This is a genomic window from Pseudomonas sp. Pdm06, assembly GCF_014851795.1.
In the GTDB taxonomy this organism is placed as follows: domain Bacteria; phylum Pseudomonadota; class Gammaproteobacteria; order Pseudomonadales; family Pseudomonadaceae; genus Aquipseudomonas; species Aquipseudomonas fluorescens_AA.
Window position 1 is genome coordinate 463150 of the sequence record NZ_JACVAH010000002.1, and the last position, 13746, is coordinate 476895.

The 13746-nt window shown below is 61.3% G+C and carries 10 protein-coding genes and 1 pseudogene; 6 read left to right on the plus strand and 5 right to left on the minus strand.

Translation table 11 applies throughout. The features are described 5' to 3' along the window. Nucleotides 1-7 precede the first annotated feature (7 nt). From IB266_RS05165 to IB266_RS05175, 3 genes are all read left to right on the plus strand, one after another. Nucleotides 8-1489: a mannitol dehydrogenase family protein gene (locus tag IB266_RS05165; RefSeq protein ID WP_192260426.1), complete on the plus strand. Its 1482-nt coding sequence runs from the start codon at nucleotides 8-10 to the stop codon at nucleotides 1487-1489. Between the two features lie 80 nt (nucleotides 1490-1569). Next, nucleotides 1570-3057 (plus strand): xylulokinase, encoded by a 1488-nt coding sequence (xylB, locus tag IB266_RS05170; RefSeq protein ID WP_192260427.1) that lies wholly within the window; start codon nucleotides 1570-1572, stop codon nucleotides 3055-3057. A gap of 12 nt (nucleotides 3058-3069) precedes the next feature. Then, nucleotides 3070-4008, plus strand: a complete 939-nt coding sequence (locus IB266_RS05175) for a carbohydrate kinase family protein (protein ID WP_192260428.1) — start codon at nucleotides 3070-3072, stop codon at nucleotides 4006-4008. Nucleotides 4009-4093: 85 nt separating this feature from the next. Here the strand turns inward: IB266_RS05175 and IB266_RS05180 are convergent, their stop codons facing one another. The 4 genes and pseudogenes from IB266_RS05180 to IB266_RS05195 form a co-directional block, all read right to left on the minus strand. Continuing rightward, nucleotides 4094-4375: a DUF1652 domain-containing protein gene (locus tag IB266_RS05180; RefSeq protein WP_192260524.1), complete on the minus strand. Its 282-nt coding sequence runs from the start codon at nucleotides 4373-4375 to the stop codon at nucleotides 4094-4096. A 392-nt stretch (nucleotides 4376-4767) separates the two neighbouring features. After that, nucleotides 4768-5772, minus strand: a pseudogene (gene ilvA, locus IB266_RS05185) (threonine ammonia-lyase, biosynthetic); the annotation flags it as partial. Nucleotides 5773-6117: 345 nt separating this feature from the next. Further along, entirely contained in the window at nucleotides 6118-7266 is a 1149-nt protein-coding gene (locus IB266_RS05190) for a PQQ-dependent sugar dehydrogenase (RefSeq protein WP_192260429.1), read from the minus strand. Between the two features lie 47 nt (nucleotides 7267-7313). Beyond that, nucleotides 7314-7655 (minus strand): hypothetical protein, encoded by a 342-nt coding sequence (locus tag IB266_RS05195; protein WP_192260430.1) that lies wholly within the window; start codon nucleotides 7653-7655, stop codon nucleotides 7314-7316. A 196-nt stretch (nucleotides 7656-7851) separates the two neighbouring features. Here IB266_RS05195 and IB266_RS05200 point away from each other — a divergent pair, with 196 nt between their 5' ends. Next, complete coding sequence (locus IB266_RS05200) at nucleotides 7852-8742, plus strand: Ku protein (RefSeq protein ID WP_192260431.1); 891 nt, start codon at nucleotides 7852-7854, stop codon at nucleotides 8740-8742. A gap of 33 nt (nucleotides 8743-8775) precedes the next feature. Next, nucleotides 8776-10764, plus strand: a complete 1989-nt coding sequence (gene ligD / locus IB266_RS05205; RefSeq protein WP_192260432.1) for a DNA ligase D — start codon at nucleotides 8776-8778, stop codon at nucleotides 10762-10764. 14 nt (nucleotides 10765-10778) lie between these two features. On the opposite strand, the gene lpxO is transcribed toward ligD, so the two are convergent. Then, nucleotides 10779-11678: a lipid A hydroxylase LpxO gene (lpxO, locus tag IB266_RS05210; RefSeq protein WP_192260433.1), complete on the minus strand. Its 900-nt coding sequence runs from the start codon at nucleotides 11676-11678 to the stop codon at nucleotides 10779-10781. A 404-nt stretch (nucleotides 11679-12082) separates the two neighbouring features. Here lpxO and IB266_RS05215 point away from each other — a divergent pair, with 404 nt between their 5' ends. Then, the gene (locus tag IB266_RS05215) at nucleotides 12083-13672 is read left to right on the plus strand and encodes an ABC-F family ATPase (RefSeq protein ID WP_003181279.1); all 1590 of its coding nucleotides are present in this window, start codon (nucleotides 12083-12085) and stop codon (nucleotides 13670-13672) included. The last annotated feature ends 74 nt before the right edge of the window (nucleotides 13673-13746 follow it).

Below are 13746 nucleotides of genomic sequence, written 5' to 3' on the forward strand. Positions count from 1 at the left end.
ACTTGCGATGAAACTCAACCGACAAAACCTGCACAACCTCAACCCTGACGTAGCCCTGCCCGCCTACCCGTTGGGCGACATCCGCCAGGGCATCGCCCATATCGGCGTCGGCGGTTTCCATAGGGCTCACCAGGCCTACTACACCGATGCGCTGATGAACACCGGCGCCGACCTGGACTGGGCCATCTGCGGCGTGGGCCTGCGGGCCGAGGATCGCCGTGCCCGGGATGACTTGGCCAGCCAGGATTACCTGTTCACCCTGTACGAACTGGGCGACACCGATGACACCGAAGTCCGGGTGATTGGCGCGATCAATGACATGTTGCTGGCCGAAGACGGCGCCCAGGCGCTGATCGACAAGCTGGCCGATCCGCAGATCCGCATCGTTTCGCTGACCATTACCGAAGGTGGCTATTGCATCGACGACAGCAATGGCGAGTTCATGGCCCACCTGCCGCAGATCCAACACGACCTGAGCCATCCCGAGGCACCGAAAACCGTCTTCGGCTTCCTCTGCGCCGCCCTGGCCAAGCGTCGCGCGGCCGGTATCCCGGCGTTCACGTTGATGTCTTGCGATAACCTGCCCCACAACGGCGCCGTGACCCGCAAGGCGTTGCTGACCTTCGCCGCGTTGCGCGACGCGGAGCTGGAGCAGTGGATCGACCGCAACGTCAGCTTCCCCAACGCCATGGTCGATCGCATCACGCCCATGACCAGCGTGACCCATCGCCTGCAACTGCATGACGAACATGGCATCGACGACGCTTGGCCGGTGGTCTGCGAACCGTTCGTGCAATGGGTGTTGGAAGACAAATTCGTCAACGGTCGCCCGGCCTGGGAAAAGGTCGGCGTGCAATTTACCGATGATGTTTCTCCCTATGAAGAGATGAAAATCAAGTTGCTCAACGGCAGCCACCTGGCGTTGACCTACCTGGGCTTTCTCAAGGGTTATCGCTTCGTCCATGAAACCATGAACGACCCGCTGTTCGTGCGTTACATGCGCGCCTACATGGACCTGGACGTGACACCGCAACTGGCACCTGTACCGGGCATCGACCTGACCGACTACAAGAACACCCTGGTGGAACGCTTTTCCAACCAGGCGATTGCCGACCAGTTGGAGCGGGTCTGTTCGGACGGCTCGTCGAAGTTTCCAAAATTCACCGTCCCGACCATCAACCGCTTGATTGCCGACGGCGGCGAAACCCGCCGTGCGGCACTCGTCGTGGCGGCCTGGGCCGTGTACCTGAAGGGCGTGGACGAGAACGGCGTGACGTATTCGATCCCGGACCCGCGGGCAGCGTTCTGCCAGGCATTGGTGGCTGACGATGCGCTGGTGACCCAGCGGATGTTGGAAGTCGAAGAAATCTTTGGCACGGCGATCCCCCGCTCGCCGGAGTTCGTGGCAGCATTCGAATGGTGCTGCAACAGCTTGCGCGAGCACGGGGTAACACGAACACTTGAGCGGGTATTGGCTGACGCAGACTAACGGTCCGCTTTTGTGGCGAGGGAGCTTGCTGACCGAGCGGTTATTCCCTGCGGGTATTGATCTGACGACCAAGGATTTCTATGGCAAACCAACAACTGTTCCTGGGCATCGACTGCGGCACCCAAGGCACCAAGGCGTTGATCCTGGATGCAATCAGCGGCCAGGTACTCGGCCAGGGCGCGGCTGCCCACAGCATGATCAGCGGGGCCAACGGGCGTCGTGAGCAAGACACCCAACAATGGCTCGATGCATTCACCCAGGCGACTCATCAGGCCTTGGCCGCCGCCGGGGTCGATGGCCAGGCGATCCTCGGCATCGGCGTGTCCGGCCAGCAACACGGCTTGGTGCTGCTTGACGACCAGGGCCAGGTCCTGCGCCCGGCCAAGCTATGGTGCGACACCGAGACGACGCCGGAAAACGATCGGCTCCTGGCGTACCTGGGCGGTGAAGACGGTAGCCTCGAACGCCTCGGCGTGGTGATTGCGCCCGGCTACACGGTCTCCAAACTGCTCTGGACGCGGGAGCAGCATCCCCAGGTGTTCGAACGCATCGCCAGCGTCCTGCTGCCCCACGACTTCCTCAACTACTGGCTCACCGGCCGCCATTGCAGCGAATATGGCGATGCCTCGGGGACCGGCTATTTCAACGTGCGCACCCGCCAATGGGACGTGCAGCTGCTGCAACACATCGACCCCAACGCACGCTTGCAAGCGGCGCTGCCGGAGTTGATTGAGGCCCACCAGCCCGTCGGACGCATCCTGCCGGCCATTGCCGCGCACCTGGGCATCAACCCCGACGCGGTGGTGGCCAGCGGTGGCGGCGACAACATGATGGGCGCCATCGGCACCGGTAATATCCAGCCCGGCGTGATCACCATGAGTCTCGGCTCCTCCGGCACGGTCTATGCCTATGCCGCCGAACCCGCGGTCAGCCCACAACCGTCAGTGGCGACGTTCTGCTCCTCCAGCGGTGGCTGGCTGCCATTGATTTGCACCATGAACCTGACCAACGCCACCGGGGCGATTCGCGAGCTGCTGGACCTGGACATCGACGCCTTCAACGCCCTGGTCGTCCAGGCCCCGATTGGCGCCGAGGGGGTCTGCATGCTGCCGTTCCTCAATGGCGAGCGGGTGCCTGCCCTGCCCCATGCCACCGGTAGCCTGCTGGGCCTGACCACCACCAACCTGACCCGGGCCAACCTGTGCCGCGCCGTGGTCGAAGGCACGACCTTCGGTTTGCGCTATGGCTTGGACCTGTTGCGGGCCAACGGGCTCAAGGCCCAGAGCATTCGCCTGATCGGCGGCGGCTCGAAGAGCCCGGTGTGGCGGCAGATCGTCGCCGACATCATGGACACCACGGTCATTTGCACTGAACAAAGCGAAGCGGCGGCGTTGGGTGCGGCGATCCAGGCGGCGTGGTGCCATTCAGGCGCGCAAGACAGCCTCGCCGAACTGTGCGAGCGCTGCGTCAAGCTCGACCCGGCCAGCGAAACCCGGCCAGTCGCCGCCCATGTCACGGCGTCCCAGCAGGCCTATGAACGTTATCGACAACACGTCGCAACCCTTTGAGAGCGGGCAACTATGTATCTGGTGTGTGGTGAAGCGCTGTTTGATTTTTTCAGTGAAACCGAGGCGGATGGCCCGGCCTCGCAGGTGAACTACAAGGCGATTGCCGGTGGCTCGCCATTCAACGTGGCGGTGGGATTGCGCCGCTTGGGTATCGAATCGGCGCTGTTTAGCGGATTGTCCACCGACTACCTGGGTCGTCGCTTGCAGCAGGTGCTGCTCAACGAAGGTGTCAGCACCCGATACCTGCTGGACTTCGACGCGCCGACCACCCTGGCGATGGTTGCCGTAGGCGCCAATGGTTCGCCCCACTACAGCTTTCGCGGCGAAGGGTGCGCCGACCGGCAACCGAGCCTGGCCCATCTACCAGAGCTGGGCCCTGAAGTGCGTGGTTTGCATGTCGGCTCGTTCTCACTGGTGGTCCAGCCCATTGCCGACACGCTCCAGACCTTGGTGCAACGGGAAAGTGGCCGGCGCCTGATCAGTCTCGACCCGAACGTACGGCTCAACCCGCAGCCGGACATCGAGCTGTGGCGTTCGCGGATCGCGACACTGGTGCAATACGCCGACCTGATCAAGGTCAGTGACGAGGACCTGGGCCTGCTCTACCCAGGGACCGAGCCCCAGGCGGTCATCGAAGGTTGGCTGAAGCACCGCTGCCAATTGGTCTTCCTGACCCGTGGCGGCCAGGGGGCGACGGTCTTCAGTCGCCAGCACGGCACATGGTCGCTGCCAGCATGCCCGGTGAAGATCGCCGACACCGTGGGTGCAGGCGACACCTTCCAGGCCGCGCTGATTGCCTGGGTGACTGAACAACAATTGGATTCGATCGAGGGCCTGCAGACACTGACCCGCGAGCAGATCAGCGCCATGCTTGAGTTCGCCATTCGCGCCGCAGCACTGACGTGCGGCAAAACCGGGCCGGACCTGCCCTATCGGCAGCAACTGGCCTGATTTTGCGCGTTACAACTGAAAAGCTGGACGCCGGGTTCGGACATCACCGGACCCGAGCGTCAGAGGAAAAATGACAAGGCCGTAATCAGCGACCGGTCATTCGATGGTGTTGCTGATGAAAGTGATTGCCAGCGGCGGGGTTGTGGTCAAGCTCCGAACGCAACTCGGCAATCAGGTCGTTGATGGCTCGGCACCCGGTGAGTTTCCTGGCATCGATGTTCGTTTTGAGCAACGCCACATGGTCGGTCCTGTGGTCATCGAAGATCTTGATCGTCATCGTCAGCTCAGGTGACAACGTGCATTGCGAGCGCTTGGGCAGCAAGCTGCTTTCAATGATGTTTCGCATTTCGAGGGCAGATAAAAACATGGCGACTCTCTCCTGTTGAGGCGGCCAATTTATGTTCACGACGGCGGTACTTTCGTCCGTTTTCTTCCCTGCGGACTGGGACTCTGGATACCGTGCCGTTCGTTCTTTCTTGGCGTTTTCAGTTAACAAGTTCGCTCAAACGAACTCCTGAACCATCCCGCAAAAAATATGCCTGTATTGACGACCTTCCGGATTGATATGAATCAAGCGCTTAGCTTCGTCCCGCGCCAGAGAGCTCGTGCAAAGTGCAAGGAAAGGTGGTTTTTTCCATGCAAACTGCAATCACTTTTATCCTGTTCGCAACCTAGATTAGCCCCTATTGCGAAGGAGAAAATGGGCATCCGTCGCCTGGTATAAAAAAAGTGTGACGTAGCGTAAAAAACTCAAAGAGCTCCCACCGCCGCCCGCTCCGCCACATGCCCCAAACTGTCGAAATTGATGTTGGCACCCGAATCGATCGCTACCAAGGTCTCGCCTCGCGCGCCCGTGCGCGCCACGTATTGCTTGATGCCCGCCACCGCCAAGGCCCCTGACGGCTCGGTGATGGAACGGGTGTCGTCATAGATGTCCTTGATCGCGGCACACAGTTGATCGTTGGTCACGGTCACCACCTCATCGACACAGAAACGGCAGATCTCCAGGCCATGGGCGCCGATCTGCGCCACGGCCACGCCGTCGGCGAAGGTTCCCACCTCGGGCAAGGTCACCCGCTCCCCGGCGGCCAGCGCAGCCTGGAGACAGGCAGAATGCTGGGACTCGACGCCAATGATGCGAACTTCCGGGCGCAGGTACTTGACGTAGGCCGCGATCCCGGCGATCAGCCCCCCACCTCCGACCGGAACGAAAATCGCGTCCAGCCGGCCGGGATGCTGGCGCAGGATTTCCATGGCGACGGTGCCTTGCCCGGCAATCACGTCCGGGTCGTCGAATGGCGAGACGAACTCCCGCCCGCTCTGCTCGGCCAATTCCAGCGCATGGGCCAAGGCAAACGGAAAACTGTCGCCATACAGCAGCGCCTCGGCGCCGCGGTTGCGCACACCCAGCACTTTCAGTTGCGGGGTGGTCACGGGCATGACGATGCGGGCCGAAATACCCAGCTCCTGTGCCGCCAGCGCGACGCCCTGGGCGTGATTGCCAGCTGACGCGGTGATGACGCCCCGGGCCCGCTGCTCCGGGGTCAGGTGCACGAGCTTGTTGTAGGCACCACGGATCTTGAAGGAAAAAGTCGGTTGCAAGTCTTCGCGCTTGAGCAAGATCCGGTTACCCAAAGCCTCGGACAGCGCTGGCGCCGCTTGCAGTGGCGTGCGCACGGCCAATTCGTAGACCGGCGCGGCGAGGATTTTCTTTACATAGTGCTCAAGCAGGGTTTGCTCGGTGTGGGCAGCGGTCATGGTCATGGCGATCTCCTGGTTCGCTCGGAGCCCAGGAGACAGAAAGAAAAAACCCGCCTCGAGGGCGGGTTCGGTGCAGCCGTCAGCTAGCCCGCCAAATAAGGAATGGCGGTAATAATGCTTGGCTGGCTGCGCAATACGGTTGAGTTCATGCCTGGAAATTAGCGGTGCGTTGGCGGCAAGTCAATGGGTAATATCAAGTGCCAGCCGATATTCGCCGCAATGACCTTAAGTGAACAACATCATTACCTGTGGGAGCGAGCTTGCTCGCGATTGCTATGGGTCAGCCAACATTAGCGTTGACTGCCGCACCGCTATCGCGAGCAAGCTCGCTCCCACAGTTTTCTTCAATTATTTGAGGCCGACTTTGTACAGCGCTCCGTCGTCCTCATCCGTCAACACATAGAGATACCCATCCGGGCCCTGGCGGACATCCCGGATTCGCGCCTTGAGCTCGCCCAACAGGCGCTCTTCATGGACGACCTTGTCGCCTTGCAATTGCAGGCGGATCAGTTCCCCCGGCACCAAGGCGCCGATGAACACATTATGTTGCCAGGCCTTGAAGCGCCCCTGGTCGTAGAACGCCATGCCGCTGAGTCCCGGTGAGACCTGCCAGACGTGGTAAGGGTCAAGGGCGCCTTCGACAGTCTTGCCCTGGGCCTCGGGAATCGGGGCGCCGGAGTAGTTGATACCGTGGGTCGCCAGTGGCCAGCCGTAGTTCTTGCCGCGCTCGATGATGTTCAATTCATCGCCGCCCCGGGGCCCGTGTTCGTTCTCCCAGAGGGTGCCACTCCAAGGATTGAGGGCAGCGCCCTGGGGGTTACGCATGCCGTAGGACCAGATCTCGGGACGGACGCCTTTCTGGCCGACGAAAGGGTTATCGTCGGGCACCTTGCCGTCGGGGTAGATGCGCACGACCTTGCCTTGCAGTTTATCCAGGTCCTGGGCGGTGGGCCGGTCGTTGTTTTCCCCCAGGGTAATGAACAGATAGCCGTCGCGGTCGAAAACCAGTCGCGAGCCGAAGTGGTTGCCCGTGGACAGCTTGGGTTGCTGGCGGAAGACCACATCGAAGTTCTTCAGGCTCTTGAGGTCTTCAGCCAGTTGCCCGCGTCCCACGGCGGTGCCAGCCTTGCCGTCTGCGCCCGCCTCGGCATAGGACAGGTAGACGGTGCGGTCCTGCTTGAAGTCCGGCGACAGCACCACGTCCAGCAGGCCGCCCTGGCCCTTGGCCCACACTTCGGGCACGCCGTTCAAGGGGGCGGACAATTGGCCGTCGGGGCTGACCACGCGCAGGTTGCCCCCTCGCTCCGTCACCAGCATGCCCTGTTGGCCCGGCAGGAACGCAACGGACCAAGGGTGCTCCAGCCCCTTGACCACGGTGGTCACTTCCAGCGTGCCCTCCTCGCTCTTGAATGACTGGGTTGGCGCGGCACTGGCCGGGGTGGCGAGAGTCAGGACAGCGCTGGCGCAGAATGCGGCCAGGAGTGTTTTACGCAACATGCACATTTCCTTCTGCGGTGTTGAAAGAGAACAACGGGCGCCAGCGCCTAGCGGTTGCCATTCTGGCTGTTGCGCGGTGGCGCAGGAGACTCGATGGTCGGTCGCGGCGAACCCGACGGCTGGCCGGAACGGGGGTAGCCATTGCCGATGCCGCCATTTTCCAGGGTCGGTGGCCGTGGCACCGGCACTGTCGGATTGTTATGAATCGTCGGCACATTGGGCCGGGTGCCCTGCATGCTGTTGGGATTGGCCCGGCGCGTCGGGCTGTTATAGGGATTGTTGTTGCCCGGCAGGTTCTGGGCCAGGACCGTTGGGCCTGCGCTGGGCGTGGCGGCCTGGGCAGCGGCAGTCAGTAATAGCGTCATGATGACGAGCAACAGCCTGTTCATTGGGACACCTCTTGAGTTCAGGCATATCGAAAGCACGCTACGCCGCAGGTTCGCCCTTGTTAAGCGAAATATCCCGGTGAAGATGTAACGAAGCGTCTCAGAACGCAGATGGGAGCAGGCTCGCCCCCACAGTGGAAACTTTTCCCGAGGCGCGAAGGTCACCAGAGAGACATCCACCGGCAAGGAAAACACCACCATGGCTCGGGCAATCTGGAAAGGCGCAATCAGTTTCGGGCTGGTCCATATCCCCGTCGCGCTGGTGTCGGCCACCTCTTCACAGGGTGTGGATTTTGACTGGCTGGACAAACGCAGCATGGACCCTGTGGGCTACAAGCGGGTCAACAAGGCGACGGGCAAGGAAGTGACCAAGGAAAACATTGTCAAGGGCGTGCAGTACCAGAAAGGCCAGTACGTGCTGCTCAGCGAAGAGGAAATCCGCTCCGCCCACCCCAAGTCCACCCAGACCATCGATATCTTTTCTTTTGTCGGCAGCGAGAAGATCCCCCTGCAAAACATCGACACGCCCTACTTTCTCGCCCCCGACAAACGTGGCGGCAAAGTCTATGCCCTGTTGCGCGAAACCCTGGTCAAGACCAACAAGGTGGCCCTGGCCTACGTCGTGCTGCATACCCGCCAGCACCTGGCCGCCCTCATGCCCCTTGAATCGGCCCTGGTGCTGGTGATGCTGCGCTGGCCCGCTGAGGTGCGCGAGCTGGATGTCCTGGAACTGGGCGACGAGGTCTCGAACCCGACCCTGGCCAAGGGCGAGCTGGAAATGGCCAAGCGCCTTGTGGAGGACATGAGCGCTGACTGGGAGCCGCAAGAATACCGTGACAGTTTTGCAGACAAGATCATGGAACTGGTGGAGAAAAAGGCCAACGAAGGCCGCCTCGAAGCCGTGGAGACCGATCCAGGCGAAGAACAACGCAAGACCGCCGATGTCATCGACTTGACCGAGTTGCTCAAGCGCAGCCTGGGCGGCAAGGGCAAGGCCAGCGACAAATCCGCCGGGAAGCCCCCGGCAAAATCTGCGAAAACCGGCAAATCCGCTCCTGCCAAAAAAGCCACCAAGGCCTCCCGGGGCTAAAACCCTGGCGTGTGCAATACAAGGGAATCTGTCATGGCCAACGCCGAGAGTGAATCTGCTCGTTTGTCCAATGCCGAGTCGGACGCAACGACGCCCCGCAACCCTGGCCGAGGGGGCAAGACAGCCCCGGGCACCCGTCTGCCCGAGCGCCTGTCGCCGCAATTGGCCACGCCCGTGGAGGAGCCGCCCACCGGTGAATGGCGCTACGAAGTCCAGTTCCACGGTTATCGCCTGCTGACCCGCATCGAACACGGTGAAGTACAGCTGTACAACCGCAATCACCAGGACTGGACCGATCGGCTGAAGCTGCATGCCGACGCCCTGGCCGGGTTGGACCTGGGGGACAGTTGGCTGGACGGCGAACTGGTCCTGCTCGATGAAACCGGCCACAGCGATTTCGCCGCCCTGCGCGAGGCCTTCGAAATCAGCCGCACCGTTGACATGGTGTATTTCCTGTTCGACGCCCCCTTTCTCAATGGCGTCGACCTGCGCCAGGCGCCAGTGGAAGAACGCCGTGCGGCACTGAAAAAAGCTCTCGGCAACAACGCCAGCAAGCGCCTGCGCTTTTCCGAGTGGTTTTCCGCCAGCCAGCACGACATGTTCGAAAGCGCCATCGCCCTCTCACTGGACAGCGTGGTCGGCAAGCGCCTGGGCAGCCCTTATATGTCCCGCCGAAGCGCCGACTGGGTAAAGCTCAAGTGCCGGTTGCGCCAAGCCTTCGTCATCGTCGGATTCACCCGCCCCCAAGGCAAGCGCAGCGGTTTCGGTGCGCTGCTGCTGGCCGTCAACGGAGCAACGGGGCTGGTGTATGCCGGCCGTGTCGGCACAGGGTTCCGCCAGGTACAAATCAAGCAATTGCATGAGCAACTGTGTACCCAGCAGCGCGAGACCTCGCCACTGGCTGAGCCGCTCAACGGTACGCAGGGACGCGGCGTGCAATGGGTCGAGCCGACCCTGACCTGTGAGGTCGAGTTCACTGAGTGGACTCGCGATAGCCAGGTGCGGCAGGCTATTTTCCTCGGCTTGCCGCCCCATACGCCCGCCAACAAAGTGGTTCGGGAGCAGCCCCTGCCGATAAAGCCCTCCACACCAAAAACCCAACGTCGCAAAAAAGCCAGTACCGCCAAAGTCGACGGGGTGACGATCACCCACCCCGAGCGGGTCATCGACGGTGTCAGCGGCGTGCAAAAGGCCGAGCTGGCGCAGTATTACCTGGATATCGCCCCTTGGATCCTGCCGCACCTCAAGTTGCGCCCGGTCGCGCTGCTGCGGGCACCGGACGGTATCGGCGAAGAACTGTTCTTTCAAAAACACGCCAATCACCTGGAGATCCCCCACATCAAGCAGCTGGATCCGCAACTGGACCCGGGCCATGCAGCCCTGATGGAGATCGATGATATCCACGCGCTGGTCGGCGCGGCGCAGATGGGCACGGTGGAACTGCACACTTGGGCCGCGACCCACGACCGGATCGAGACGCCTGACCTGTTTGTCCTGGACTTGGACCCGGACCCGTCACTGCCCTGGAGCGCCATGATCGAGGCGACCCGCCTGACCTTGGCGGTGCTCGACGAGCTGGGCTTGCAGGCCTTCCTCAAGACCAGCGGTGGCAAAGGCATGCATGTGATCGTGCCATTGGCGAGAAACGAAGGCTGGGACACCACCAAGGCGTTCGCCAAAGCCATCTCTCAGTTCCTGACCCGGCAAATGCCCGAGCGCATCACCGCCACCATGGGACCGAAGAACCGCGTCGGGAAAATATTCGTCGATTACCTGCGCAACGCCCGTGGAGCCAGCACCGTAGCCGCCTATTCGGTACGTGCCAGGCCAGGCCTGCCGGTCTCGGTGCCGATTGCCCGGGCCGAGCTGTCGACCCTGCGCAACGCCCAGCAATGGGACATGTATACCGCGCTGGAACGGGCCAGAAGCCTGGGCGCCGATCCTTGGGAGGGCTACAACCACCGCCAGCGGATTACCGCCAGGATGTGGGAGCAACTGGATGCGCAAAAACCCGAGGCATAAGGACAATCCAGGGTTCAAATCCAGACGAAGATCGCCAGCAAACCGCCGAAAAAAGCCCACTTCTGCAGGTAATACAGCGTGCGATTGCGCTTCTTCAGGGCCTTGCCTTGCAACCGGATCTTGTAGAGCCTGGAGAACGCCCGGTTCAGGCCGCCCGTCCTGTCGCCCGCGTCGTTGGGCGCACCGGCCGCCGACATCACGGTACGGCTGAACCAGCGGTTAAAGGCGGTGGCCCAGCGAAACCTCATCGGCCGTTCCACGTCGCAGAACAGGATGATGCGGTTATGGGCGGTGGTGTTCTCGGCGTAATGGATGAACGTTTCGTCGAAAATCACCGCTTCGCCATCACGCCAATGATAAGGCTCGCCATCGACATTGATGTAGCAGCCGGCATCGTTGGGCGTTTCCAGGCCCAGGTGATACCGATACGATCCGGCGTAAGGGTCGCGGTGGCGGACCAGCTTCGACCCCGGCGGCAACTCGGCAAACATCGCCGCCTTGATCGAACCGATGCTTTGCACCAGTTCCGTGGTGCGTGGGCACAGCTTCATGGCCGAGGGATGGCTGTCGCCGTACCACTTCAGGTAGAAACGCTTCCAGCCGGTCTTGAAGAATGAATTGAAGCCCACGTCGTCATACTGATTGGAACGCTTGATCTCCCCGGCACGCAGCAGGCTCTGGCCTTCGGCCCGGATCTCTTCCCAATGGGCCTGCAACGGGCTCAGGTCTGGGAATTGCGCCGGGCTCAGGAAAGGCTTGTTCGGCAGTTTCGAGCACAGGTAAAGCAGGCAATTGATCGGCGCAAGAAAAGACGAATGATCGCTCAACTGGCGCCCGATCTTATGCCGCACGCGTCCGCGCAGGTGAACGTAGCCAATGGAGAGGAGGTAAATCGCGACAATGATGAGTTTCACGAAAGTCCGTCACATGCAGGAGTGAACAGGCTGCGTCTCCGGGCCAGCCAAGCGGCAAGGGAGATGGCATCGGGTGAGATGGCATTTTAGCCACAGTTTGTAAGCAAAAGTTATCCCGAAGTTGTGAAAAACTGTCTTGCCCGGGCAATCCCCTATCGTTTATGCGGCCAGATCAGTACAATCGCCGCCAATTATCACGCGCCCCCTTTGGCCGATACCGCAAACCGCGGCTTCGGCGTACGTCTACCCGGGCCAGGCGCTCCGTATGCTGCTGTCCTCTTATGCCGGATGGACCCTTGCGCTTGCGACCACAACGCCTTTGCGCGGTCGGAACGTGCGCAAACAGGTACTGAACAGGTACTGCCGCACCCTTAGCTACTCTGAATGTTCCGCAGGATAAACCTTTGATCTCTACAGCTAACATCACGATGCAGTTCGGCGCCAAGCCACTGTTCGAAAACGTCTCTGTCAAGTTCGGCGCGGGTAACCGCTACGGCCTGATCGGTGCCAACGGTTGCGGCAAGTCGACCTTCATGAAAATCCTCGGCGGCGACCTCGAGCCGTCCGGCGGCCAGGTCATGCTCGAACCGAACGTGCGCCTGGGTAAACTTCGCCAGGATCAGTTCGCCTACGAAGAATTCACCGTGATCGACACCGTGATCATGGGTCACGAAGAGCTGTGGAAGGTCAAGGCCGAGCGCGACCGCATCTATTCGCTGCCGGAAATGACCGAAGAAGACGGCATGGCCGTGGCCGAGCTGGAAACCGAGTTTGCCGAGATGGACGGCTACACCGCCGAATCCCGCGCCGGTGAACTGCTGTTGGGCCTGGGGATTGGCATCGAGCAGCATTTCGGCCCGATGAGCGAAGTGTCGCCAGGCTGGAAACTGCGTGTGCTGCTGGCCCAGGCGCTGTTCTCCGACCCGGAAGTGCTGCTGCTCGACGAGCCGACCAACCACCTGGATATCAACACCATCCGCTGGCTGGAAAACGTGCTGACCCAGCGTTCGAGCCTGATGATCATCATCTCTCACGACCGTCACTTCCTGAACAGTGTCTGCACCCACATGGCGGACCTGGACTACGGCGAGCTGCGCCTGTTCCCGGGCAACTATGACGAGTACATGACCGTGGCGACCCAGTCCCGCGAGCAACTGCTGTCGGACAACGCCAAGAAGAAAGCGCAGATTTCCGAACTGCAGTCGTTCGTCAGCCGTTTCTCGGCCAACGCCTCGAAAGCCAAGCAGGCCACCTCCCGTGCCAAGCAGATCGACAAGATCCAGCTGGCCGAGGTCAAGCCATCGAGCCGCGTCAGCCCGTTCATCCGTTTCGAGCAGACCAAGAAACTGCACCGCCAGGCGGTCATTGTCGAACGCATGGCCAAGGGCTTCGACGGCAAGCCGCTGTTCAAGGACTTCAGCTTCACCGTCGAAGCCGGTGAGCGCGTGGCGATCATTGGCCCGAACGGTATCGGCAAGACCACCTTGCTGCGCACCCTGGTCAATGAACTGGAACCGGATGCCGGTACCGTGAAGTGGACCGACGCCGCGGAACTGGGCTACTACGCCCAGGACCATGCCCATGACTTCGAAGACGACGTCAACCTGTTCGACTGGATGGGCCAATGGACCCAGGGCGGCGAACAACTGGTGCGTGGCACCTTGGGCCGCATGCTGTTCTCCAACGACGAGATCCTCAAGTCGGTCAAGGTCATTTCCGGTGGTGAACAGGGCCGCATGCTGTTCGGCAAGCTGATCCTGCAGAAGCCAAACGTACTGGTGATGGACGAACCGACCAACCACTTGGACATGGAATCCATCGAAGCGCTGAACCTGGCGCTGGAAAACTACCCGGGCACCTTGATCTTCGTCAGCCATGACCGGGAGTTCGTATCGTCCCTGGCCACCCGCATCATCGAACTGAGCGCCGACGGCGTGGTCGACTTCAGCGGCACCTATGACGACTACCTGCGCAGCCAGGGTGTGGTGTTCTAAGCCCCGCTCCGAGTTGTAAGCTTCAAGCGGCAAGTAAAAAGCCCTGTCCACTGCGACAGGGCTTTTTTGTATTT